This is a genomic window from Streptomyces sp. NPDC016851, assembly GCF_055562795.1.
This window is the reverse complement of the sequence record NZ_JBVHEP010000005.1, coordinates 74611-98491: the sequence shown is the minus strand read 5'-3', so window position 1 is coordinate 98491 and position 23881 is coordinate 74611. Positions and strand designations below refer to the sequence as shown.

The 23881-nt window shown below is 71.2% G+C and carries 18 protein-coding genes; 6 read left to right on the top strand and 12 right to left on the bottom strand.

What is annotated here, in order from left to right; all coding sequences use genetic code 11:
• Together dnaJ and hrcA are read right to left on the bottom strand one after the other, a co-directional pair.
• A partial coding sequence (gene dnaJ, locus ACZ3I3_RS10430) for a molecular chaperone DnaJ (RefSeq protein WP_467364085.1) occupies positions 1–1113 on the bottom strand: 1113 nt, incomplete at its 3' end.
• On the bottom strand, positions 1113–2129 hold the full coding sequence (gene hrcA, locus ACZ3I3_RS10425) for a heat-inducible transcriptional repressor HrcA (RefSeq protein WP_086563135.1): 1017 nt from the start codon (positions 2127–2129) through the stop codon (positions 1113–1115). The genes hrcA and dnaJ, both read right to left, overlap by 1 nt.
• Before the next feature lie 170 nt (positions 2130–2299).
• Here hrcA and ACZ3I3_RS10420 point away from each other — a divergent pair, with 170 nt between their 5' ends.
• Together ACZ3I3_RS10420 and ACZ3I3_RS10415 are read left to right on the top strand one after the other, a co-directional pair.
• Entirely contained in the window at positions 2300–3031 is a 732-nt protein-coding gene (locus tag ACZ3I3_RS10420; RefSeq protein ID WP_467364084.1) for an MBL fold metallo-hydrolase, read from the top strand.
• A gap of 31 nt (positions 3032–3062) precedes the next feature.
• Positions 3063–3866, top strand: coding sequence for a DUF3097 domain-containing protein (locus tag ACZ3I3_RS10415; RefSeq protein WP_467364083.1), 804 nt, complete (start codon positions 3063–3065; stop codon positions 3864–3866).
• 103 nt (positions 3867–3969) lie between these two features.
• Here ACZ3I3_RS10415 and hemW read toward each other — a convergent pair whose 3' ends face one another.
• Together hemW and ACZ3I3_RS10405 are read right to left on the bottom strand one after the other, a co-directional pair.
• On the bottom strand, positions 3970–5202 hold the full coding sequence (hemW, locus tag ACZ3I3_RS10410) for a radical SAM family heme chaperone HemW (RefSeq protein WP_467364082.1): 1233 nt from the start codon (positions 5200–5202) through the stop codon (positions 3970–3972).
• Positions 5203–5229: 27 nt separating this feature from the next.
• Positions 5230–7476, bottom strand: a complete 2247-nt coding sequence (locus ACZ3I3_RS10405) for a SpoIIE family protein phosphatase (protein ID WP_467364081.1) — start codon at positions 7474–7476, stop codon at positions 5230–5232.
• Between the two features lie 102 nt (positions 7477–7578).
• Here ACZ3I3_RS10405 and ACZ3I3_RS10400 point away from each other — a divergent pair, with 102 nt between their 5' ends.
• Together ACZ3I3_RS10400 and ACZ3I3_RS10395 are read left to right on the top strand one after the other, a co-directional pair.
• The gene (locus ACZ3I3_RS10400; RefSeq protein ID WP_467364080.1) at positions 7579–11721 is read left to right on the top strand and encodes a HAMP domain-containing protein; all 4143 of its coding nucleotides are present in this window, start codon (positions 7579–7581) and stop codon (positions 11719–11721) included.
• The gene (locus tag ACZ3I3_RS10395; RefSeq protein WP_467364079.1) at positions 11718–12173 is read left to right on the top strand and encodes a response regulator; all 456 of its coding nucleotides are present in this window, start codon (positions 11718–11720) and stop codon (positions 12171–12173) included. The genes ACZ3I3_RS10400 and ACZ3I3_RS10395 overlap by 4 nt, the downstream gene beginning before the upstream one ends.
• A gap of 90 nt (positions 12174–12263) precedes the next feature.
• Here the strand turns inward: ACZ3I3_RS10395 and ACZ3I3_RS10390 are convergent, their stop codons facing one another.
• Complete coding sequence (locus ACZ3I3_RS10390; RefSeq protein ID WP_467364078.1) at positions 12264–14138, bottom strand: AMP-dependent synthetase/ligase; 1875 nt, start codon at positions 14136–14138, stop codon at positions 12264–12266.
• A 264-nt stretch (positions 14139–14402) separates the two neighbouring features.
• Positions 14403–16271 (bottom strand): translation elongation factor 4, encoded by a 1869-nt coding sequence (gene lepA, locus ACZ3I3_RS10385; RefSeq protein WP_467364077.1) that lies wholly within the window; start codon positions 16269–16271, stop codon positions 14403–14405.
• Positions 16272–16515: 244 nt separating this feature from the next.
• On the opposite strand from lepA, the gene rpsT reads away from it, so the two are divergent.
• On the top strand, positions 16516–16782 hold the full coding sequence (gene rpsT / locus ACZ3I3_RS10380; protein WP_086849999.1) for a 30S ribosomal protein S20: 267 nt from the start codon (positions 16516–16518) through the stop codon (positions 16780–16782).
• 175 nt (positions 16783–16957) lie between these two features.
• On the opposite strand, the gene ACZ3I3_RS10375 is transcribed toward rpsT, so the two are convergent.
• Entirely contained in the window at positions 16958–17353 is a 396-nt protein-coding gene (locus ACZ3I3_RS10375; RefSeq protein ID WP_467364076.1) for a nuclear transport factor 2 family protein, read from the bottom strand.
• Between the two features lie 85 nt (positions 17354–17438).
• Between ACZ3I3_RS10375 and ACZ3I3_RS10370 the strand changes: the two genes are divergently transcribed.
• Positions 17439–17876 (top strand): VOC family protein, encoded by a 438-nt coding sequence (locus ACZ3I3_RS10370; RefSeq protein WP_467364075.1) that lies wholly within the window; start codon positions 17439–17441, stop codon positions 17874–17876.
• A gap of 11 nt (positions 17877–17887) precedes the next feature.
• Here ACZ3I3_RS10370 and holA read toward each other — a convergent pair whose 3' ends face one another.
• The 5 genes from holA to ACZ3I3_RS10345 all read right to left on the bottom strand — a co-directional run bounded on the left by holA (position 17888) and on the right by ACZ3I3_RS10345 (position 23864).
• Complete coding sequence (gene holA, locus ACZ3I3_RS10365) at positions 17888–18877, bottom strand: DNA polymerase III subunit delta (protein ID WP_467364074.1); 990 nt, start codon at positions 18875–18877, stop codon at positions 17888–17890.
• A gap of 93 nt (positions 18878–18970) precedes the next feature.
• On the bottom strand, positions 18971–19216 hold the full coding sequence (locus ACZ3I3_RS10360; protein ID WP_086561908.1) for a hypothetical protein: 246 nt from the start codon (positions 19214–19216) through the stop codon (positions 18971–18973).
• Positions 19217–19254: 38 nt separating this feature from the next.
• A complete protein-coding gene (locus ACZ3I3_RS10355) occupies positions 19255–20136 on the bottom strand; it encodes a YceI family protein (RefSeq protein ID WP_467364073.1) in 882 nt (293 codons plus the stop codon).
• A 220-nt stretch (positions 20137–20356) separates the two neighbouring features.
• Positions 20357–21196 carry an arylamine N-acetyltransferase family protein gene (locus ACZ3I3_RS10350; protein ID WP_467364072.1) on the bottom strand — a complete coding sequence of 280 codons (840 nt, stop codon included), beginning with the start codon at positions 21194–21196 and terminating at the stop codon, positions 20357–20359.
• Positions 21197–21200: 4 nt separating this feature from the next.
• Positions 21201–23864: a ComEC/Rec2 family competence protein gene (locus tag ACZ3I3_RS10345; RefSeq protein ID WP_467364071.1), complete on the bottom strand. Its 2664-nt coding sequence runs from the start codon at positions 23862–23864 to the stop codon at positions 21201–21203.
• Positions 23865–23881: the final 17 nt, after the last annotated feature.

Genomic DNA, 23881 nt, shown 5'->3' with positions numbered 1-23881 from the left:
CAGCCGAGAGAACAGCCCCTGCTGCCCAGGCTGGAACTGACCCGTCGGCCGTTCCTCGCCGCGCAGCTTGGCCAGCTCGCGGAGCAGGCGCTCCTGCTCGACGTCCAGCTTGCTCGGGGTCTGGACCTCGACGTGGACGATGAGGTCGCCGCGTCCGCCGCCGCGCAGGTGTGTGACACCACGGCCGTGCAGCGGGATCGACTGGCCGGACTGGGTGCCCGGGCGGATGTCGACCTCCTCCAGGCCGTCCAGCGTCTCCAGCGGCACCTTCGTGCCGAGGGCGGCCGCCGTCATCGGGAGCGTGACCGTGCAGTGCAGGTCGTCGCCGCGCCGCTGGAACTGCGAGTGCGGCAGTTCGTGGATCTCGACGTACAGGTCGCCCGCCGGACCGCCGCCGGGCCCGACCTCGCCCTCACCGGCGAGCTGGATCCGCGTGCCGTTGTCGACACCGGCCGGGATCTTCACCGTCAGCGTGCGACGGGAGCGGACGCGGCCGTCGCCGGCGCACTCCGGGCAGGGGGTCGGCACGACCGTGCCGAAGCCCTGGCACTGCGGGCAGGGCCGCGAGGTCATGACCTGGCCGAGGAAGGACCGCGTGACCTGGGACACCTCGCCGCGACCGCGGCACATGTCACACGTCTGGGCGGAGGTGCCCGGCGCCGCGCCCTCACCGTTACAGGTGTTGCAGACGACCGCCGTGTCGACCTGGATGTCCTTCGTCGTGCCGAAGGCCGCCTCGTCGAGCTCGATCTCGATGCGGATCATGGCGTCCTGGCCGCGGCGCGTGCGCGAGCGCGGTCCGCGCTGCGACGCCGTGCCGAAGAACGCGTCCATGATGTCGGAGAAGTTCCCGAAGCCGCCGGCCCCGAAGCCGCCCGCGCCGCCGCCTCCGGCCTGCGAGAGCGGGTCGCCGCCGAGGTCGTAGACCTGCTTCTTCTGCGGGTCCGACAGCACCTCGTAAGCGGCGTTGATCTCCTTGAACCGCTCCTGGGTCTTCGGATCGGGGTTGACGTCCGGATGCAGCTCGCGTGCGAGCCGCCGGAAGGCCTTCTTGATCTCTTCCTGCGACGCGTCGCGGCGCACGCCGAGTACGGCGTAGTAGTCCGTGGCCACTACGACTCCGCCAGGATCTGTCCGACGTACCGTGCCACTGCGCGTACCGCTCCCATCGTTCCCGGGTAGTCCATGCGGGTCGGTCCGACCACGCCGAGCTTGGCGACAGCCTCGCCGCCCGAACCGTAGCCGACCGACACGACGGACGTGGAGTTGAGTCCTTCGTGGGCGTTCTCATGACCGATCCGTACGGTCACGCCCGGATCCTGCGCCTCGCCGAGCAGCTTGAGGAGCACCACCTGCTCCTCCAGCGCCTCCAGCACCGGCCGGATCGTGAGGGGAAAGTCATGCCCGAAGCGGGTCAGGTTGGCGGTGCCGCCGATCATCAGCCGCTCCTCGTTCTCCTCGACGAGCGTCTCCAGAAGTGTGGAGAGCACCGTGGAGACCGTACCCCGGTCCTCGTGCTCGAACGCCTCCGGCAGATCCTCCACCAGACTCGGCACATCCGTGAAACGGCGGTTCGCCACCCGGCTGTTGAGCCGCGCGCGCAGATCCGCGAGCGAGGCCTCGCCGAAGGGCGCCGGGCAGTCGACCACGCGCTGCTCGACCCGCCCGGTGTCCGTGATCAGTACGAGCATCAGCCGCGCGGGCGCGAGAGCGAGCAGCTCCACGTGCCGCACGGTCGAGCGGGTCAGCGACGGGTACTGCACGACGGCGACCTGGCGTGTGAGCTGGGCCAGCAGCCGTACCGTCCGCGCCACGACGTCGTCGAGGTCGACGGCGCCCTCGAGGAAGTTCTGGATCGCGCGCCGCTCGGGCGCGGTCATCGGCTTGACGCCGGCCAGCTTGTCCACGAACAGCCGGTAGCCCTTGTCGGTGGGGATGCGCCCGGCGCTGGTGTGCGGCTGGGCGATGTACCCCTCGTCCTCCAGGGCCGCCATGTCGTTGCGGACCGTGGCCGGCGAGACGCCGAGGTTGTGCCGCTCGGTGAGGGCCTTGGAGCCGACCGGCTCCTCGGTGCCGACGTAGTCCTGGACGATGGCGCGCAGCACCTGAAGCCTGCGTTCACTGAGCATTCGCGCGCACCTCCAGAAGTCGTCCGCCTGGTGTCCTGCCTGTGGGCCTGGCACTCTGCGCGTGCGAGTGCCAGCATTCCCCGCCCAGTGTACGGCTGTGGGGTACACCCCCGGCAAGGCTGGTCGCTTGCTGTCGCGCCCGGGGCGGCGGTCACCGCTAGCGTCGCTGTATGACGGTGACTTGGGAAGAGCTCGGATGGGAACGCGTGGCCGCGGGGGTGGGGCGGTGCCGGCTCCCGGTGTGGGACTGCACGGTGGGGCTGGTCGCCGGTGAGGGCGCGGTCCTCATGATCGACGCGGGGTCGAGCCCCGCCGAGGGCGCGCGGTTGCGCGAGCAGGCGCGGTCGCTCACCGGTCACCGTGTGACGCATCTCGCGCTGACCCATCCCCACTTCGACCACGTCTTCGGGGTGGCGGAGTTCACGGACACGGAGGTGTTCGGCGCGGTGGGCGTGGAGGCGCTGCTGACGCGTGTACGGGACCGCGAGGAGCTGCGCGTGGACGCGGTGCGTGGCGGCCTGGCGGAGACCACCGCGCGGGAGGCGGCGGACCGGCTGGTCGCGCCCCGCCACCTGGTCTCCGGCGAGTGGACCCTCGACCTGGGCGGCGGGCGCCAGGTGCTGCTGGCGAACGTGGGCCCCGGGCACACCGCGCACGACCTGGCGGTGCTGGTGCCGGGCGATCCGGAGGTGGTGTTCTGCGGCGACCTGGTCGAGGAGTCCGGCGAGCCGCAGGCGGGCCCCGACGCCGTGCCGTCGCACTGGCCGGCCGCCCTGGACCGGCTGCTCGACCTGGGCGGCGAGGACGCGCTGTACGTACCCGGTCACGGAGCGGTGGTGGACGCGGCGTTCGTCCGCGCCCAGCGTGACGCGCTGGCCGCGCGTTTCGGCGTGTCTCCGTGACCACCCGCCGGCTTCTCCTATCGTCATTCGAATGCGCCAGTACTCGCCCGATCTGACCCCGCCGTGGAAGAAGCCGCAGCAGCCGGTGCCCGAGGTTCCGGCGGAGCCGGGTCTGGTCGTCGAGGAGGCCGGGACCGGCTTCTGCGGTGCGGTGATCCGCTGCGAGGCGGGCACGGTGACCCTGGAGGACCGCTTCGGCAAGCACCGGGTGTTCCCCATGGAGCCGCGCGGGTTCCTCCTGGAGGGCAGGGCCGTGACCCTGGTCCGCCCCTCTCCCGCCGGCCCCGCCCGTCCGACCCGTACGGCGTCCGGTTCGGTGGCCGTCCCCGGCGCCCGCGCCCGCGTGGCCCGCGCCGGGCGCATCTACGTCGAGGGCCGGCACGACGCCGAGCTGGTCGAGCGGGTCTGGGGCGACGACCTGCGCATCGAGGGCGTGGTCGTGGAGTACCTGGAGGGCGTCGACGACCTGCCGTCCATCGTCGACTCCTTCGCCCCCGGCCCCGACGCCCGCCTCGGCGTCCTGGTGGACCACCTGGTGCCGGGCTCGAAGGAGTGGCGCATCGCGCAGTCGGTGACGAGCGACCACGCCCTGGTCGTCGGCCACCCCTACATCGACATCTGGGAGGCGGTGAAACCGTCGTCCCTGGGCATCGAGGCCTGGCCCCGGGTCCCGCGCGGCCAGGACTGGAAGACGGGCGTGTGCAGGGCACTGGGCTGGCCGGACAACACGGGAGCGGCCTGGCAGCGGATCCTGTCGGGGGTCCGGTCGTACAAGGACCTGGAACCGGAACTGCTGGGCCGGGTGGAGGAACTGATCGACTTCGTAACCGCTTAGCTGCGGGCAGTCGTGCCGCTATGGGCGGCACGGGTGGGCGCAGCGGCACCCCGCTCCGCCGGGCTGCGGACCCACCCGGCCCCAGCCCCAACGCGGCAGCACCTCAGTCCACCAGGTCGCGCACCACGCCGTCCGCCAGCAACCGCCCCCGCAGAGTCAGCACAGCCCGCCCTGACTCGTACGGCCCCTCCTCCAGAAGCCCGTCCGACAACGCCCGCCCCGCCGCCGCAAGCCCCTCCTCCCGCAGCAACGACAGCGGCACACCGTCCCGCAGCCGCAACTCCAGCAGAATCCGCTCGACCCGCCGGTCCTCCCCCGACAGCACCTCACGCCCGGCCCCGGGCGACCGCCCCGCCGCCAGCGCCCCCGCGTACGCCCCGGGATGCTTCACGTTCCACCACCGCACCCCGCCCACATGACTGTGCGCGCCCGGCCCGGCCCCCCACCAGTCGGCTCCCCGCCAGTACAGCTCGTTGTGCAGGCACCGCCCCGCCTCCGAGGTCGCCCAGTTCGACACCTCGTACCACTCGAAACCCGCGCCCGAGAGAACCTCGTCCGCGATCAGGTACCGGTCGGCATGCACATCGTCGTCGGTCATCGGCACCTCGCCCCGGCGGATCCGCCGAGCCAGCTGCGTCCCCTCCTCGACGATCAGGGCGTACGCGCTGACATGGTCCGGCCCGGCCCCCAGCACCGCGTCCAGCGACGCCCGCCAGTCGTCGTCGGACTCCCCCGGCGTGCCGTAGATCAGGTCGAGATTCACATGCTCGAACCCGGCCGCCCGGGCCTCCGCGACACACGCCTCCGGCCGCCCCGGCGTATGCGTCCGGTCCAGCACCTTCAGCACATGCTGCCGCGCACTCTGCATCCCGAAGGAGATCCGGTTGAAGCCCCCCTCGCGCAGGGCCTCCAGATACGCCGGATCCACCGACTCCGGATTCGCCTCGGTCGTGACCTCGGCGTCCTCCGCGAGCCCGAACTCGTCACGGACGGCCGCGAGCATCCGCACCAGGTCACCGGCGTCCAGCAGGGTGGGCGTCCCCCCGCCCACGAACACCGTACGAACGGGCCGCGGGTCGTCACCCAGCACCTTCCGCGCCAGCCGGACCTCGTCGGCCAGCGTCTCGGCGTAGTTGTCGCGCGAGGCCAGCACGCCACCGGTGCCGCGCAGCTCGGTCGCCGTGTAGGTGTTGAAGTCGCAGTAGCCGCAGCGGGTCGCGCAGTACGGAACGTGCAGGTAGAACCCGAGCGGGCGGTCGGCGGCCCCGGCGAGGGCGGACGCGGGCAGCGCGCCGTCGTCGGGGACGGGCTCGCCGTCGGGGAGTGCGGAAGGCATGTCCTCCATTGTCCAGCACCCGGGCGGTCACTCGGCCTGGAGCACCAGCAGCGCCAGATCGTCCGCCGGGGGCCGCGCCCCGAACTCGTGCACCAGCCGCTTGATCCTTTCGGCTATCAGCTCCGCGTCCAGCCCCGCGCACCCGGCCAGCGCCGTCGCCAGCCCGTCCCCGTCGTCGAACTGGCGCGAGCCGGAGCGGCGCTCGGTGACGCCGTCGGTGACGCACAGCAGCGTGTCGCCGGACCGCAGCTCGAAGGTCTCGCTGGTGTACGTGGCGTCCTCGACGACGCCCAGGAGCGTCTGGGGCTGCGCGGCCGTGTGGACCTCGCCGCCCGTCCCGAGCAGCAGGGGCAGCGGATGCCCGGCGGAGGCGACGGTGCAGCGGACGCCGCCGTCGAAGGGGACCAGCTCGCCGTAGAGCAGGGACAGGAAGCGCGTCTGGGGGCCGTCGCCGGGCGGGGTCGGGCGGGCGCCCGCGGCCACCAGCGCCCGGGCCGCCGCGTCCGCGGCCTCCGTGGCGTCGTCGAGCAGGAGCTGGTTGAGGCGGTCGAGGACGTCGGCGACCCGGTAGCCCTCGCGGGCCAGCAGCCGCAGCCAGGGCCGGGCCAGGCCGATCACGACGGCGGCCTCGGGGCCCTTGCCCTGGACGTCGCCGACGGCGAAGCACCAGCGGCCGTCGCCGGCCGGGAACAGGTCGTAGAAGTCGCCGCTGGGCCCGCCCTTGTCGCACGGCTCGTAGACGAGGGCGCTGCGCACCCCGGGGATCTCGGCCACGGCGCCGGGCAGCAGTCCGCGCTGGAGTACGGCGCTGATGGTGGCCTGGCGGGCGTACTGGCGGGCGGCGCCGATGGCGAGCGCCACCCGGCGGCTGAGGTCCTCGGCGAGGCCGGTGATCTCGTCGGGGAAACCGGCGGCACCGGACCGTCCGATGACGAGGGTGCCCAGCGGGCGTCCGCCGGCGACGAGCCGGTACGCGAGGGCCGAGCCCGGTCCGCCGGGCTCGTCACCGAGCGCCTCGCCGGGCCAGGGGTAGTCGACCGGCCCGGAGCCCAACGGGTCGGACGGGTGCGGCGCGTCCTTCTCCAGGGCCCGGCGCAGTTCCTCGATGCGGTTCTCACTGCCGTGCCAGACCCGGGCCAGCCGGGGCCCGCCCGCTCCGGCCCCGCCCCAGCCGCCGCCGGTGGCCTCGTCCTCCAGCCACACCGCGCACCAGTCGGCCAGCCGGGGCACGATCAACTGCCCGGCGAGGGCGGCGACCAGGTCCTCGTCGAGCTGTCCGGCGAGGAGGTCGGACGCCTCGGCGAGGAAGGACAGGGCCCCGCGGCCCAGCCAGGAGCCGTCGCGTCCGTCACGGCCGTCGCAGTCCTCGTACCGCTCCCGCCAGTCCCGCAGGTCCTGCCAGTCGCGCAGGTCGCCCGAGCCGCCGCCAGGGTCACGCGGGCCCCGTGCGTCCCTTGGTCCCCGCTCCCTGGCCTCCTGCCCGGGGGGCGGCTCCGGCGCCAGGATCTCCGCCACGCGCAGCCCGCGCGCCAGCGCGTGCTCCCCGGCGTACGCCTCGATCTGGTCGCCGGCCTCACATCCCCCGGCGGGCAGCCGCGCCCACACGGTCTTCCGGCCCGTGCGGTACGTGATGCCCCAGGCCTCGGAGAGCGCGCCGACGAGCCGCAGGCCACGCCCGTACTCCGGGATGTCGTGCGGCGTTTCCGGCTCGCCGCCGCGCGGGGCGCGTGAGGGGTGGTGGTCGGAGACCTCCACGAGGAGCGCGGCCGTGTCCTTGTCGTCGCCTTCCAGCCGGCATTCCAGCTGGACGTCGGTGCCGGCGTGCACGACGGCGTTGGTGACGAGTTCGCTGACGACGAGCAGGGCGTCGTCGGCGAGACGGTCGGTGAGATGCTCGGCGCCGGGCAGGCCGAGTCCGGTCCACTCGGCGATCGCCGCGCGCAGCAGAGCGCGAGCGGAGCCCGGCGCGAGAGAGCTGCCGGACAGGGTCGCGTACGCCCGCGCACGCTCCTTGGCGGGCGCCTCGGAAACCACGACGGGCGTCTCGGAAGCGACCCCGCCCCTCTCGGATGCGAGCACGGGCGCCTCCACCCCGAGCGCCGACGTCTCCACGCCGAGCGCCGACGTCTCCGCCCCGAGCGCGGGAGCCTCGGAAGGCAGCGCACACCCCTCGGAGACGGCCCCCTCGTGCGGGGGCCCAGGCACCTCCGAAGCGTGCGCAGGCGCCTCTGAGGCACGGGAAGCGGTCTCCCGTTGCGTCGGAATGGCCCCCATGGACAGCTCCCCGGGCAGTTCGTACGAATACGCCACAGTCGATGCCGACAGGGTGACAGACTGGCCACGCCCATAAGCGCCGAGTTACCGAAGTGGGCCGTCATGAGTGAGAACAGTGCTACTCCTGTGGTCGAAGACCGGTACGAAGACGGTCAGATTCGTGCATCCGATCTGCGTCCCCTGCTCGCAGCCATGACAGCCGCACGCGACGGCGACTTCACCAAGGTGCCGGAAACCGGCCACGGGATGGTGGCCGAACTCACCGCGGTCTTCAACCAGATCGTGGACCGCGACATCCACTTCACCACCGAGGTGCAGCGGGTCAGACGGGAACTGGTGCGGCACGGCCGGCTCGACGAGCGGCTCTCGGCCAGTCCGGGTCAGGGCCTGTGGACGTCCCGCGTCAACGACGTGAACCAGCTGCTCGACGCCCTCGTCGCCCCGGCGGCGAACGCCACGCGCGTACTGGACGCGGTGGCCGGCGGCGATCTGACCCAGCGGGTCGATCTGCACGACGGGACACGGGAGTTACGCGGCGACCTGCGACGCCTGGGCCGGGCCGTGAACAAGATGGTGGACCAGCTCTCCCTGTTCACCGGCGAGGTGACGCGGGTCGCGCGCGAGGTCGGCACCGAGGGCCGGCTCGGCGGCCGGGCCAAGGTGCAGGGACTGTCGGGCAGTTGGCGGGACGTGACCGAGGCCGTCAACACGATGGCGTCCCGGCTGACGGCCCAGGTGCGGGACATCGCGGCGGTCACGACGGCGGTGGCACGCGGCGACCTGACCCGCACGGTCACGGTGGAGGCGACCGGCGAGCTGCTGGAGCTGAAGCTGACCGTCAACACGATGGTCGACCAGCTCTCCGCCTTCGCCGACGAGGTCACGCGGGTCGCCCGCGAGGTCGGCACCGAGGGGCAGTTGGGCGGCCGGGCGCAGGTCCGGGGCGTGTCCGGGGTCTGGAAGGACCTCACCGACAACGTCAACTTCATGGCGTCGAACCTGACCTCGCAGGTCCGCAACATCGCCCAGGTGACGACGGCCGTGGCCAACGGCGACCTGTCCCAGAAGATCACGGTGGACGCGCAGGGCGAGATCCTGGAGCTCAAGTCGACCATCAACACGATGGTCGACCAGCTCTCCGCCTTCGCCGACGAGGTCACGCGGGTCGCCCGCGAGGTCGGCACCGAAGGCAACCTCGGCGGCCGGGCGCAGGTCCGGGGCGTCTCCGGCGTCTGGAAGGACCTCACCGACAACGTCAACTTCATGGCCGACAACCTCACCTCCCAGGTGCGGAACATCGCGCTCGTGTCCACGGCCGTCGCCCAGGGCGACCTCGGCAAGAAGATCACGGTGGAGGCCAAGGGCGAGATCCTGGAGCTCAAGTCCACGATCAACACGATGGTCGACCAGCTCTCCGCCTTCGCCGACGAAGTGACCCGGGTCGCCCGCGAGGTCGGCACCGAAGGCAACCTCGGCGGTCAGGCCCAGGTCCGGGGCGTCTCCGGCGTCTGGAAGGACCTCACCGACAACGTCAACTTCATGGCGCTGAACCTGACCTCGCAGGTCCGCAACATCGCCCAGGTCACCACGGCCGTGGCCAACGGCGACCTGTCGAAGAAGATCACGGTCGACGCCCGCGGTGAGATCCTCGAGCTGAAGGACACCGTCAACACGATGGTGGAGCAGCTGCGCGCCTTCGCCGACGAGGTCACGCGCGTCGCCCGCGAGGTCGGCACCGACGGCCGGCTCGGCGGCCGGGCCCAGGTGCTGGGCGTCTCCGGCGTCTGGCGGGACCTGACGGACAACGTCAACTCCATGGCCGACAACCTCACCTCCCAGGTGCGCAACATCGCCCAGGTCGCGACGGCCGTGGCACAGGGCGACCTGTCCCGGAAGATCGACGTGGACGCGCGCGGCGAGATCCTGGAGCTGAAGACCACGATCAACACGATGGTCGACACGCTGTCCTCCTTCGCCTCGGAGGTCACACGCGTGGCCCGCGAGGTCGGCTCCGAGGGACAGCTCGGCGGCCAGGCCCGGGTCGAGGGCGTCTACGGCACCTGGAAACGCCTGACGACGAACGTCAACGAGCTGGCGTCGAACCTCACCACCCAGGTCCGCGCGATCGCCGAGGTCGCCTCCGCCGTGGCCCAGGGCGACATGTCCCGCTCGATCACGGTCGAGACCCGCGGCGAGGTCACCGAGCTCAAGGACAACATCAACCTGATGGTGGCCAACCTGCGCGAGACGACCCGCGCGAAGGACTGGCTGGAGTCCAACCTGGCGCGCCTGGCCGCCCTGATGCAGGGGCACCGCGACCTGATGGAGGTCGCCGACCTGATACTCCGCGAGCTGACGCCGCTGGTGAACGCCCAGTACGGCGCGTTCTACCTGGCCGATCCGGAGCAGGACGGAGCGACGGTTCCCACCAAGGGGCTCGCCTTCATCGCCGGCTACGGCGCCGCCCAGGACGCGACCGTCGAGACCGGCGCCCTCCCGGTGCACGGCCTGGTCGCGCAGGCGGCCCGGGAGAAGAAGCGGATCCTGGTCGAGGGCGCCCCGACCGACTACATCAAAATCAACAGTGGCCTCGGCGAGGCGGCTCCCACGACGATCGTCATCATCCCGATCCTCTTCGAGGCCAAGCTCCTCGGCGTCATCGAGCTCGCCTCCTTCTCCCGCTTCTCCGACGTGCACCTGGCCTTCTTCGACCAGTTCGTCAACACCATCGGCGTCGCCATCAACACGATCATCGCCAACTCCCGCACGGAGTCCCTGCTCGGCGAGTCCCAGCGCCTGGCCATGCAACTCCAGGAACGCTCGGACGAACTCCAGAAGCAACAGGGCGAACTCCAGCGCTCCAACGCCGAACTGGAGGAGAAGGCCGCCCTGCTGGCCACGTCCTCGCAGTACAAGTCGGAGTTCCTGGCGAACATGTCCCACGAGCTGCGCACGCCGCTCAACTCCCTGCTGATCCTGGCCCGGCTGCTCTCCGACAACCCGGACGGTCATCTCTCCGACCAGGAGGTGCAGTTCGCGACGACGATCCACCGCTCGGGCTCGGACCTGCTCCAGCTGATCAACGACATCCTGGACCTGTCGAAGATCGAGGCCGGCCGGATGGACGTACGCCCCAAGCGGCTCCCCCTGATCAAGCTGCTTGACTACGTCCACGCCACGTTCCGCCCCCTGACCATCGACCGGGGGCTCGCCTTCGAACTGGCGGTCGGCGAGGACGTACCGCGCGAGATGTACTCGGACGAACAGCGGCTCCAGCAGATCCTGCGCAACCTCCTCTCCAACGCGATCAAGTTCACCGCGTCGGGCAAGGTCGAGCTGCGGGTCGACCGGGTGAAGGACGCCGGACATCGATGGGGGTCCCCCCGCTCGAGCGAAGCCGAGAGTGGGGGAGTGCGGGACACCGAGGACGTCATCGCCTTCACCGTCTCCGACACGGGCATCGGCATCGCGCCGGAGAAACTCCCGGTCATCTTCGAGGCGTTCCAGCAGGCCGACGGCACCACCAACCGCAAGTACGGCGGCACCGGCCTCGGCCTGTCCATCAGCCGGGAGATCGCGGGCCTGCTCGGCGGTCGGATCGTCGCCGAGAGCGAACCCGGCAAGGGCTCCACGTTCACCCTGTACGTGCCGGTCGTGAGCCCCGGTCACACGGCGCCCGCACCGGCCCCCGAAGATGCCCCCGGACCGCCCCCGACCCTCGAGCCCGCCACCGCCGGCCCCTTCCCGGCCGCGTACGACACGGACGACGCCTGGCCCTCGCCGGCCAGGCTGGAGACGTGGACGTCCGGCAGGCCGGGCCGGATCCTGGCCGGGCGGCGGGTGCTGATCGTCGACGACGACATCCGCAACGTCTTCGCCCTCACCCATGTCCTGGGCCGCGTCGGCATGACCGTGCTGTACGCGGAGAACGGCCGTGAGGGCATCGAGATGCTGGAGCGCAGCGAGGGCGTCGAACTGGTCCTGATGGACATCATGATGCCGGAGATGGACGGCTACGAGACCATCTCCGCCATCCGCCGCACGCCGCGCTGGGCGGACCTGCCCATCGTGGCCCTGACCGCGAAGGCGATGCCCGGCGACCGGGAGAAGTCCATCGCCCGCGGCGCCAACGACTACGTGCCCAAGCCGGTGGACATCGAGCGGCTGCTGACGGTCGTGTGCGAACTGCTGGACCCGGATGACACACCGGAACCGGAGGGCGCGGAGGAGGCCCGACCGTCATGAGCACCGAACGCGCCGGAATCCTCCTGGTCGACGACATGGAGGACAACCTGACCGCCCTTGAGGCCGTCCTGGCCTCTCTCAACGAGCCTCTGATACGCGCCCGTTCGGGCGAGGAGGCGATGAAGGCCGTACTGCGGCAGCCCATCGCCCTCGTCCTGCTCGACATCCGCATGCCCGGCATGGACGGCTTCGAGACGGCCGCCCACATCAAACGCCTGGACCAGACCCGCGACGTCCCGATCATCTTCCTGACGGGCGCGGACGACGACTCGGGCTACGCCTTCCGCGGCTACGCGACGGGCGCCGCCGACTACGTGACCAAGCCCTTCGACCCGTGGGTCCTCAGAGCAAAGGTCGGCGTCTTCCTGGACCTCTACCGCAAAGGAAGAGAGGTGGAACGCCTGCGCGCAGAGATCCAGGACTTGAAACGCCGAGTGGAACAGGAACCCTAGGGGCGCGGGGCTGTGTCGATTTGCGGCTCCGCCGCGTGGGCGCGAACAACCACAACGAACCCGCAGCCGCTCACACAGCGCCACCACCCCCTACGCCTCGCGCGACCCCTCGTACATCTCCTCGATCAGATGCTTGTACTCCCGCTCCACCACCGGCCGCTTCAGCTTCAGACTCGGCGTGATCTCACCGTGCTCGACATCGAGATCCCGCGGCAGCAACCGGAACTTCTTGATCGTCTGCCACCGCTGAAGCCCCTCGTTGAGCTGCTTCACATACCCGTCGACCATCTCCACCGTGACCGGCGAGGAAACGATCTCCTCGTACGACTTCCCGGCCAGCCCGTTCTCCTTCGCCCACTCCGTGATCGCGACCTCGTCGAGCGCGATCAGCGCCGTGCAGAAGTTCCGGTCGGCCCCGTGCACGAGGATGTTGGACACGTACGGGCACACCGCCTTGAACTGCCCCTCGACCTCGGCCGGCGCGATGTACTTGCCGCCCGACGTCTTGATGAGGTCCTTCTTGCGGTCGGTGATCCGCAGATACCCGTCGGGCGACAGCTCCCCGATGTCCCCGGTGTGGAACCAGCCGTCCGCCTCCAGCACCTCGGCGGTCTTCTCGGGCAGCTTGTGGTAGCCCTCCATGATGCCCGGGCCGCGCAGCAGGATCTCCCCGTCGTCGGCGATCCGCACCTCCGTGCCGGGCAGCGGCTTGCCGACCGTGCCGGTGCGGTAGGCCTCGCCCGGGTTCACGAACGACGCCGCCGAGGACTCGGTCAGGCCGTAGCCCTCCAGGATGTGGATGCCGGCGCCGGAGAAGAAGTAGCCGATCTCGGGTGCCAGCGCCGCCGACCCCGAGACGCAGGCCCGCAGGTTCCCGCCGAAGGCCTCCCGGATCTTGGTGTACACCAGCGCGTCGGCGACCTTGTGCTTGGCGCCCAGCCCGAACGGCACGGACGCGCTCCCGGTCCGCCGGAAGTTGTCCTGGGCGACCTTGGCGTACTCGCGGGCGACCTCGGCGGCCCACTGGAAGATCTTGTACTTGGCGCCACCGCCCGCCCGGGCCTTCGCGGCGACACCGTTGTAGACCTTCTCGAAGATGCGCGGCACGGCGGCCATGTACGTCGGCTGCACCACCGGCAGATTCTCGATGATCTTGTCGACGCGGCCGTCCACGGCGGTGACGTGGCCGACCTCGATCTGGCCCGAGGTGAGGACCTTGCCGAAGACGTGCGCCAGGGGCAGCCACAGGTACTGCACGTCCTCGCCGCTGATCAGCCCGGTCGCGGCGATCGCCTTCGCCATGTACGACCAGTTGTCGTGCGGGAGGCGCACGCCCTTGGGGCGGCCGGTGGTGCCGGAGGTGTAGATGAGGGTGGCCAGCTGGTCCTTGGAAATCGCGCCGACCCGCTCCCTGATCAGGTCGGGGTCCTTCTCCAGCCGGGCCGCGCCGCGCTTCTCCAGCTCGTCCAGTGTGAGGATCCAGTCGGCGGTCTCGACCCCGGCCGGGTCGATGACCACGACGTGCGTGAGTTCGGGCAGCTCGGCGCGCTTCTCCTGCGCCTTGGCCAGCTGCTCGACGTTCTCCGCGATCAGCACCCGGCTCTCGGAGTCCGACAGGATGTACGCCGACTCCTCGGCGTTGGTCTGCGGGTAGACCGTGGTCGTGGCGGCGCCGGCGCACATGATGCCGAGGTCGGCGAGGATCCACTCGATGCGGGTACTGGACGCGAGGGCGACGCGCTGCTCGGACTGCACGCCGAGCTCGATGAGCCCGGCCGCGATGGCGTAGACCCGCTCGGCGGCCTGCGCCCAGCTCAGCGACTTCCAGTCGTCCGGCCCCTGCCCCGAGGACGCGGGCACCGGATAGCGGTAGGCCTCGGCGTCCGGCGTGGCGGCCACGCGGTCCAGGAAGAGTCCCGCCACGGACGGCGGACGGTTCTCGATCAGTGTCTGTGTGTCGCTCACGACATCCTCCGGGGCCCGCGACGGCGCGGCTGGCTCAGGTGCGGCTGGTTTTCACTCACGAGCTGCTGTTCGCGAGCCATTGTTTAACTCACGAGTAACTATCGAGCAGGGATCAGAGTAAAGGCCGACCGGCCCCTGCGTAAGGGTCCGCGGCCTGTCACTTCGTACAGAGAGCTACCCCGCGTACGCACAGGGCCCGCCGCACTTTCGCACGACGGGCCCCTGTTCTACCCGGTTTGCCGTGTAACCCACGGTAATCCGTGATTACTTCTTGCCCTTGCCCGACCCCGCGCTGTCATCGCTCGACAGGACGGCGATGAACGCCTCCTGCGGAACTTCCACGGAACCCACCATCTTCATCCGCTTCTTGCCCTCCTTCTGCTTCTCCAGCAGCTTCCGCTTACGGGAGATGTCACCGCCGTAGCACTTGGCGAGGACGTCCTTGCGGATGGCGCGGATGGTCTCGCGGGCGATGACCCGGGAGCCGATGGCGGCCTGGACCGGCACCTCGAAGGCCTGCCGCGGGATGAGCTCCTTGAGCTTCGCGACGAGCCGCACGCCATAGGCGTACGCCTGGTCCTTGTGGGTGATCGCCGAGAACGCGTCGACCTTGTCGCCGTGCAGCAGGATGTCGACCTTGACCAGGCTGGACGTCTGCTCGCCGGTGGGCTCGTAGTCCAGGGACGCGTAACCACGCGTCTTCGACTTCAGCTGGTCGAAGAAGTCGAAGACGATCTCGGCGAGGGGCAGGGTGTAGCGGACCTCGACCCGCTCCTCGGAGAGGTAGTCCATGCCGAGCAGGGTTCCGCGCCGGGTCTGGCACAGCTCCATGATCGAGCCGATGAACTCGCTGGGCGCCAGGATGGTGGCCCGCACGACCGGCTCGTAGACCTCCGAGATCTTGCCCTCGGGGAACTCGCTCGGGTTGGTGACCGTGTGCTCGGTGCCGTCCTCCATGACCACGCGGTAGACCACGTTCGGGGCGGTCGCGATCAGGTCGAGCCCGAACTCGCGCTCCAGCCGCTCGCGGATCACGTCCAGGTGCAGCAGGCCGAGGAAACCGACGCGGAAGCCGAAGCCGAGGGCGGCGGAGGTCTCCGGCTCGTAGACCAGTGCGGCGTCGTTGAGCTGGAGCTTGTCGAGGGCCTCGCGCAGCTCCGGGTAGTCCGAGCCGTCCAGGGGATAGAGGCCCGAGAAGACCATGGGCTTGGGGTCCTTGTACCCGCCGAGGGCTTCCTGGGCCCCCTTGTGCTGGCTGGTGACGGTGTCACCGACCTTGGACTGGCGGACGTCCTTCACGCCGGTGATGAGGTAGCCCACCTCGCCGACGCCGAGGCCGTCGGACGCCAGCATCTCCGGCGAGTTGGTGCCGATCTCCAGCAGCTCGTGCGTGGCGCCGGTGGACATCATCTTGATGCGCTCACGCTTGTTGAGCTGCCCGTCGATGACACGGACGTACGTCACCACGCCCCGGTAGGAGTCGTAGACGGAGTCGAAGATCATGGCGCGCGCGGGGGCGTCCTTCACGCCGACCGGGGCCGGGACCTGTTCGACGACCTTGTCCAGCAGCGCCTCGACACCGAGCCCGGTCTTGGCGGAGACCTTGAGCACGTCGTCGGGCTCGCACCCGATGAGGTGGGCGAGCTCCTCGGCGAACTTCTCGGGCTGCGCGGCCGGCAGGTCGATCTTGTTCAGCACGGGGATGATCGTGAGCTCGTTCTCCATCGCCAGGTAGAGGTTGGCGAGGGTCTGCGCCTCGATGCCCTGGGCGGCGTCGACCAGGAGGATGGTGCCCTCACAGGCGGCGAGTGATCGCGAGACCTCGTAGGTGAAGTCGACGTGCCCCGGGGTGTCGATCATGTTCAGGATGTGCGTCTTGCTCTTGTCGTGGGTGGGGGCCCACGGGAGCCGCACCGCCTGGGACTTGATCGTGATACCGCGCTCACGCTCGATGTCCATGCGGTCGAGGTACTGAGCACGCATCTGCCGCTGCTCGACCACTCCGGTCAGCTGGAGCATCCGGTCGGCGAGCGTGGACTTGCCGTGGTCGATGTGCGCGATGATGCAGAAGTTGCGGATCAGAGCCGGGTCGGTACGGCTCGGCTCGGGCACGTGGCTGGGGATCGCGGGCACGCAGGGTCCTGATTCTTGAGGCGTCCGCAGTGTCTGCGGTCTCGGGTCGGATCGGATCGATACGTAGCCTCCATGGTCCCACGGGTGGGGACCATGGACGGGTTTGGGCCGTGAACGAGCCCGCTGGTACCGTGGGGGGCTGTGCCTCATGCCCTCTCGCAGGAGGCACTCCTCAAGAAATCACCCGGTGCAGGACCGCGCGGCACTCGTGCGGCCCCGTGCCAGAACCTGAGAAGGCTCATTCGTGGCGAACATCAAGTCCCAGATCAAGCGGATCAAGACCAACGAGAAGGCGCGGCTGCGCAACAAGGCCGTCAAGTCCTCCCTCAAGACCGCGATCCGCAAGGCCCGTGAGGCTGCTGCCGCGGGTGACGCCGAGAAGGCCACCGAGTACCAGCGCGCTGCCGCGCGTCAGCTCGACAAGGCCGTCTCGAAGGGCGTCATCCACAAGAACCAGGCTGCCAACAAGAAGTCGGCGCTGGCTCAGAAGGTCGCCGCGCTCAAGGGCTGACGTCTGATGTGACGCCGGAGGGAATCGAGCGGGCCCTCTCTCATCCGCTCCCGTCCGGCACCCCTCGGGTCCGCGCGCGGCCTGCGTTCGCCACGCGGGCGCGGATCCAACAGCTTGAAGCGAAGGCCGGGTGTCCTCCTGTTCCCCATGGGAGGGCACCCGGCCTTCGGCCTGTTCAGGACCAGAACTCGTTGTTCTTGTCGATGTCCTCGACACATTCATCGAGGTCGGTGACCTTGTCCCCGACGATCCGGAAGATGATGCATCCGGTGTCGTCCAGGTGCTTGCCGTTGCGCTCGGCCGTGAAGCGGGTCATGCCGACCGCGTGACCGCGGCCGTCGACACAGATGCCGATCAGTTCGGCACGCGCCGTCCCGTTGGTCTCCGTGCCGAGCCGCTCGTACATCTCGATGATCGAGTCCACGCCTTTGAAGTCGCCCGACAACGGGTGATCTCCGGGCACGTGGTGTGTGGCGTCCCCGGCGATCAGCCCGCGCAGGGTGTCCATGTCACCGCGCGAGAAGGCCTCGAATCCCTTGCGGACCAGCGCTGCGTGCGGGTGTTCAGCCATGTCCTCCGCCACCTCTCCGTCGCTTGGCGAGTACGGCTGCACTCCCGATTCTCCCTCCGGACGGCTTTGGCGGCACAGTGGAGACATGGACGCAGGCGATGACGCAGACGACAGGAACGTGCTGGCCGGGGCCCGGGTGGCGACCAGGCTTCCCGCTCAGGACCTGGACCGGGCGCGGCGCTTCTACGCGGAGAAGCTCGGTCTGGAGCCGGTCGACGAACGGCCCGGTGGGCTGCTGTACCGCTGCGGCGGCGCGGAGTTCGTGCTGTTCCGGTCGACGGGCGCCTCGCCCGGCACGTTCACCCAGATGGCGCTGGAGGTCGACGACATCGAGGCCGCCGTGGCGGAGCTGAAGCGGCGCGGCGTGGTCTTCGAGGAGGTCGACGTGCCCGGCCTCCGCACGCAGGACGGAATCGCCGAGGTCGAGGGGCACTACCCGAGCAAGGGCGCACGGGGTGAACGCGGCGGCTGGTTCCACGACAGCGAGGGGAACCTGCTGGGGATCGGTCAGCCCCTGTACTGAGTCCCGCGGCCTCAGCCCCGGCCCCGGGAGCGGGCCGCCCGCGCGATCGTGACCACCGCCTTCTCCAGGGCGTACTCGGGATCGTCGCCGCCGCCCTTCACGCCCGCGTCCGCCTCGGCCACAGCCCGCAGCGCCACCGCCACCCCGTCCGGGGTCCAGCCCCGCATCTGCTGCCGCACCCGGTCGATCTTCCACGGCGGCATGCCCAGCTCGCGCGCGAGATCGGCCGGACGTCCGCCACGCGCCGAAGACAGCTTGCCGATCGCCCGGACGCCCTGCGCCAGCGCACTCGTGATCAGCACCGGCGCCACCCCGGTCGACAGCGACCAGCGCAACGCCTCCAGCGCCTCCGCCGCACGCCCCTCGACCGCCCGGTCGGCGACCGTGAAGCTCGACGCCTCGGCCCGGCCCGTGTAGTACCGCCCGACGATCGCCTCGTCGATCGTCCCCTCGACGTCCGCGACCAGCTGCGAGACCGCCGACGCCAGCTCCCGCAGATCACTCCCGATCGCGTCGACGAGGGCCTGGCACGCCTCCGGCGTGGCGGACCTGCCCACCGCCCGGAACTCCTGCCGCACGAACGCCAGCCGGTCCGCCGGCTTGGTCATCTTCGGGCAGGCCACCTCACGTGCCCCCGCCTTGCGGGCCGCGTCGAGCAGTCCCTTGCCCTTCGCCCCGCCGGCGTGCAGCAGCACCAGCGTGATCTCCTCGGCGGGCGCCCCGAGATAGGCCTTCACGTCCTTGATCGTGTCGGCCGACAGATCCTGCGCATTGCGTACGACGACGACCTTGCGCTCCGCGAACAACGACGGGCTCGTCAGCTCGGCGAGCGTGCCCGGCTGCAACTGGTCCGAGGTCAGGTCCCGTACGTCCGTGTCGGCGTCGGAGGCCTTCGCGGCGGCCACCACCTCCTGCACGGCACGGTCGAGCAGCAGCTCCTCCTGGCCCACGGCGAGCGTCACGGGGGCGAGAGGGTCGTCATTCGCAGTCTTCCTGGCCATCGCGACAAGCATCCCACGCGGCACTGACAACCAGGCCTGCGGTTCTCGACCAGGCCTGCGGTTCTCGGCCGGGCCTAGGGCTCTCGGCCGGGCCTACGGTTCCTCCCGCCAGCCCTCCCACTCACCGGCGAACCGGTCCAGCTCGCCGGGATCCAGCCGCTCTTCCTCGTCCCTCAGGACGACCAGCCACTGCGCGTCCTCGGCGTCGTCCTCACCGGCCAGCGCGTCCCGCACCAGCTGCGGCTCCTCGACGACGCCGAAACGCTCGGCAAGCGCCTGCACCACTTCTTCCGCCGCGTCCCTGTCGGGCAGCACCAGCACATGTCGCACATCACTCACGCCGGCCATTGTCCGACACCGGCTCGCGGACCGGCCGCTCAGCCCTTGCGGACGACCTGCACGTCCAGGTCGACCTTGATGCTCGGCCCCACCACCGCGATGCCGCGGGCCAGCATCGTCTGCCAGCTCACCGTGAAGTCGTCGCGGTGCAGTTCGGTCGTGGCCCGGCAGGCCGCCCGCACCTCGCCCTCCATGCCGTTGCCCAGCCCCAGGTACTCCGTGTCCAGCGTGACCGTGCGCGTCACGCCGTGCAGCGACAGCGCCCCCGTCACCGCCCACCGGTTCCCGCCCTTGTGCACGAACCGTTCGCTGTAGAACTCCAGGGTCGGGAACTTCGCGACGTCCAGGAAGTCCGCCGACCGCAGATGGTCGTCGCGCATCCTCATGTTGGTGTCGATGGACGCCGCGTCGATCACCACGTGCATCGCCGACCGCTCCAGCGGCTCGCCGAGCCGTATGACGCCCGCGAAGGACTTGAACTGTCCGTGGATGCGGGCCATGCCGATGTGCCGCGCGGTGAACCCGATCGAGGAGTGCGCCGACTCGACCTCCCAATCACCGGGCTCGGGCAGCTCCGGCGGCCGGGCCACCTGGAGCGTCACGTCACCGAGCGAGGCGAGCGAGTTCTCGGCGACCTGCGTGGTCGCCCGGTACGGCGTGTACCCCTCCGCCGACACCGCGAGCCGGTACTCCCCGGCGGGCACCGTCGTCATGAACGACCCGAAGGGGTCCGCTCCCCCACTGACCACCGGACGCCCCATGGTGTCGGTGACCGTGAACTCGGCATGCCTCACCGGCTCGTTGACCGGGTCGAGCACCCGGCAGGCCAGCACGCCGGCGCTGGGCGGCGTCAGCACCGCCGCCAGGGGGCCCGTCCGTTGCACCCGGTTGGTTCTGTTTCCCAGCCAGCGGCCGATCATCTGGACACCTCGTCCGACTCGAAGTCAGCGGTTTGATCACTGTTCACCGAAGAGGCATTCGACCACCGATGAGGCTTTCGAGGCAACACGGGACCACATCACGGGAATCCAGCACTTGTGCTGGGACTACGCACGAGTAGCACCCATGTGGGCCAAGTGCGGTGTCTGGCCCCTCTGCCCCTTCTGATCCCGCCGCTCCGGCCCGCCCCTGCGGCCCGGATCAGCCGTCCTGGCCGGTGCCCCGGACCGTCGGCACCGAGCCGAGCTCGATCCCGAACCGCTCCCGGTACACCCCGAGCACCTCCTCGTCCGTCCCCAGCTCCCGCTCCTCCCGGCGGCCGTCGGCTCCGGTCACCGTGAACCTGCGGCCGCTGAGCGTGATCCTGCCTCCGTCCTCCGTGACCCGTGAGCAGACCAGCGACCGCGTGAAGTGCGACACCGGCGACGTGCTGTGCCACCACGCCCCGGCCACGAAGTCCCCGAGCACCCGTGGCCGTACCTCCAGGCGGTACTGCGGTCTGCCGTCGCGGATCACGTCCAGGTCCGCCGCCTCCACCGAGTCGTGCCCACCGCGCACCCCGGCCGCGTCCGGCTGCGCCTCGACGATCCGGAACGTGCCCCCGGGGTCTTCCTGCTCTCCCCTCTCCCCGAACGCCAGCGGCAGGTGGCTGTGCGCCCCGAACCCGACGTCGGCCAGCCAGTCGCCCCCGTCCACCGTCCGCACCCGCAGCGCGAGATGGTCGTACGGGATCCCGAGCCGCTCCCCGTCCCCGTACACCCGCCCCGCGAGCAGCGCCACGTCGTATCCCAGCGCGGCGAGCAACGCCCCGAAGGCGCCGTTGAGTTCGTAGCAGAACCCGCCCCGCCGGGCGCCCACCACCTTGTCCAGCAGCCGCTTCTCCTCCAGCACGATCTCCTCGCCCAGATGGATCGACAGGTTCTCGAACGGCACGGCCTTCAGATGGCGCAGATGCAGTTCGCGGAGCACGTCGACGGTGGGCCACGCCGGGTGCTCGGCTCCCAGACGGCGGAGATAGGCGTCAATCTGTGCTGAGTTCATGCCCTCAGTCTCGCGCCACCCTCAGCCTCCCGCCCTCTCCTACGACCGCCAGTGCGCCGTCCCGGTCCGTCCGCAGCACCACCGCACCCCCGGCGCGCAACGCCGCGACCGTGCCGGGCGCCGGATGGCCGTAGCTGTTGCCGGCACCGCAACTGATCAGAGCCAGCCGCGGGGCCGCCCGGCCCATCAGGCCCGGGTCCTGATACGCCGATCCGTGATGGGCGACCTTCAGCACATCCACCCTCTCCAGGGCCTCGGCCGCCGGTGATCTCGCCAGCGCCCGCTGGGCCGGGGGTTCGAGATCCCCGAGGAGCAGCAGGCGCAGTCCGGCCGACCGGACCAGCATGGCGACACTGGCGTCGTTCGGCCCCTCTGGAACCGGGTGGGCCGGGTGGGCGGGGAGCACCTGCGGATGGGGGCCCGGTGGAGGGGCCGGGAGCCGGCCCGGTGGAAGGTCCGGGAGCCGGCCCGGTGGAGGGCTCGGGGGCGGCCACACCACCTGCCAGGACAACTCCCCCGCGCGGCGCTGTTCCCCGGCGGCGGCCCGCGTCACGGGAACCCGCCGGGCCGCCGCGTGTCTGCGTACGAACGCGGCCTGGTCCGCGGGCTCTTCGAAGCCGGTGGTCTCGATCGCGGCCACCGCCCTCCCGCGCAGCACACCGGGCAGGCCCGCCACGTGATCGGCGTGGAAGTGGGTGAGCACGACCAGCGGAATCCTCGTGATGCCGAGTGAGCGCAGGCAGTGGTCGACGAGCTGCGGATCGGGTCCCGCGTCCACCACCACACCGGCGCCACCGCCCGCCGCGAGCACCATGGCGTCACCCTGCCCCACGTCGCACATCACCAGCCGCCAACCGGGCGGCGGCCAGCCCGTGATCACCCGGGTCACCGGTGGGGGCTGTACCAACACGAGCACCAGCACCAGGCCGCAGACACCGCACCACCAGGGATGCCCGAGCAGCCGCCGCCCCACGAGCAGCACGACCAGCGTCACGGCCGCGAGCAGCGCCGCACCCGCCCAACTGCCCGGCCAGTCCACGCCCGCTCCCGGCAGCGCGGCCCCCGTACGGGCGACCTCCGCGATCCACTCGGCGGGCCACTGCGCGCACCACGCCAGGGCCTTGGCCACGGGCATCGCCATCGGTGCCGTGGCCAGCGCGGCGAAGCCCAGCACCGTGGCCGGAGCGATCGCGAACTCCGCGATCAGGTTGCACGGCACCGCCACCAGGCTCACCCGCGCCGACAGCACGGCGACGACGGGCGCGCACAGGGCCTGCGCGGCGGCAGCGGCGGCCAGCGCCTCGGCGAGCCGCGGCGGCACCCCGCGCCGCCGCAGCCCGGCGCTCCAGCGCGGCGCGAGCGTGAGCAGGGCGCCGGTGGCCGCGACGGAGAGCAGGAACCCGTAACTCCGCGCCAGCCACGGGTCGTACAGCACCAGCAGCAGGACCGCCGTCGCCAGCGCCGGGATGAGTGACCTGCGACGGCCGGTCGCGAGGGCGAGCAGCGCGACGGCTCCGCAGGCGGCGGCCCGCAGCACGCTCGGATCCGGCCTGCACACGACGACGAACCCGAGGGAGAGCACGCCCCCGAGCACGGCGGTCGCCCGCAGAGAGACACCGAGGCGAGGCGCGAGCCCCCGCCGCTCGGCGTGCTGCGCCAGGCCCGGCGGGCCGAGCAGCAGGGCGAGCAGAATCGTGAAATTTGCCCCCGATACAGCCAAGGTGTGCGTGAGGTCGGTCTCCTTGAAGGCCTCCACCAGCTCCGGGGTGATCCGCGAGGTGTCCCCCACGACCAGCCCCGGCAACAGCGCCCGGGCATCCGCCGGCAGTCCGTCGGTCGCCTCCCGCAACCCGGCCCGCAACCGCCCGGCGAGCCGCTGAGCGGCCGACGGTTCCCCGACCACGTGCGGTTCCGCCCGGCCCCGGACCCGCAGCACCGCCGCGACCCGGTCACCGCCCGTCATCGCGGGAGCCAGCCGCCCGCTGACCCGCAGGCGCGTCGACGGCAGCAGCCCCATCCACGGTGACCGCACCGGCCCACCCGCGGCAGGCCGCCCGCCTTCGACGGCCCCGGTCGCGGAGGCCGACCGCCCGTCCCCCACGCCCCCCGTCGCCTCACCCGCGGGGGCCGACCGCCCCTCCTCGGCCGTCCGTCCGGCCGGCCCCGGGTCGACGATCATCAGCACCGGCGTCCGCGTCCCCACGGTCGCGCCGCCGGCCTGCCGCACGCGCCGCACCTCGGCCTCGATCAGCACGGCCGTCGGAGTGACGTGATCGCCCCGGACCTTCGGCCGGGTGAGCCGGGGATCGGAGGTCAGCTCCACCTCGGCGGTCGCCGTCGCGTACTCCCGCGCCAGGCCGGGCACAGGTCCCCGGCGCAGATCGGCCCCGTGCAGCCCGGCCGAGGCGGCAGCCGCGGCCACGCACAGCAGCACGGCTGCGGCCGACGCTCGCGGCCAGGAGGCCCACCCCGCCCGCCGGGCGAGTGGCAGCAGGCCGACGGCGGCCAGACAGCCGGTCACGACGGCGAGGACCCACCCCGGCGGCGCGTCCAGCACCAGTGCCGCCGTGCCCCAGGCCGCCAGGGCCGGTGGGACGAGCCGCAGGTCCGTGGGTCCTTCCTGCCGCGGACGGGAGCTGCCCAGCCGCTTGCCGGAAGCGGCGTGCACGGACGAACGGGCGGGAG

Bases quoted from the DNA above. Each gene is read 5' to 3' on its own strand.
- hrcA (WP_086563135.1), bottom strand. From the start codon at position 2,129: ATGCTCAGTGAACGCAGGCTTCAGGTGCTGCGCGCCATCGTCCAGGAC.
- ACZ3I3_RS10420 (WP_467364084.1), top strand. From the start codon at position 2,300: ATGACGGTGACTTGGGAAGAGCTCGGATGGGAACGCGTGGCCGCGGGG.
- ACZ3I3_RS10415 (WP_467364083.1), top strand. From the start codon at position 3,063: ATGCGCCAGTACTCGCCCGATCTGACCCCGCCGTGGAAGAAGCCGCAG.
- hemW (WP_467364082.1), bottom strand. From the start codon at position 5,202: ATGCCTTCCGCACTCCCCGACGGCGAGCCCGTCCCCGACGACGGCGCG.
- ACZ3I3_RS10405 (WP_467364081.1), bottom strand. From the start codon at position 7,476: ATGGGGGCCATTCCGACGCAACGGGAGACCGCTTCCCGTGCCTCAGAG.
- ACZ3I3_RS10400 (WP_467364080.1), top strand. From the start codon at position 7,579: ATGAGTGAGAACAGTGCTACTCCTGTGGTCGAAGACCGGTACGAAGAC.
- ACZ3I3_RS10395 (WP_467364079.1), top strand. From the start codon at position 11,718: ATGAGCACCGAACGCGCCGGAATCCTCCTGGTCGACGACATGGAGGAC.
- ACZ3I3_RS10375 (WP_467364076.1), bottom strand. From the start codon at position 17,353: ATGGCTGAACACCCGCACGCAGCGCTGGTCCGCAAGGGATTCGAGGCC.
- ACZ3I3_RS10370 (WP_467364075.1), top strand. From the start codon at position 17,439: ATGGACGCAGGCGATGACGCAGACGACAGGAACGTGCTGGCCGGGGCC.
- holA (WP_467364074.1), bottom strand. From the start codon at position 18,877: ATGGCCAGGAAGACTGCGAATGACGACCCTCTCGCCCCCGTGACGCTC.
- ACZ3I3_RS10355 (WP_467364073.1), bottom strand. From the start codon at position 20,136: ATGATCGGCCGCTGGCTGGGAAACAGAACCAACCGGGTGCAACGGACG.
- ACZ3I3_RS10350 (WP_467364072.1), bottom strand. From the start codon at position 21,196: ATGAACTCAGCACAGATTGACGCCTATCTCCGCCGTCTGGGAGCCGAG.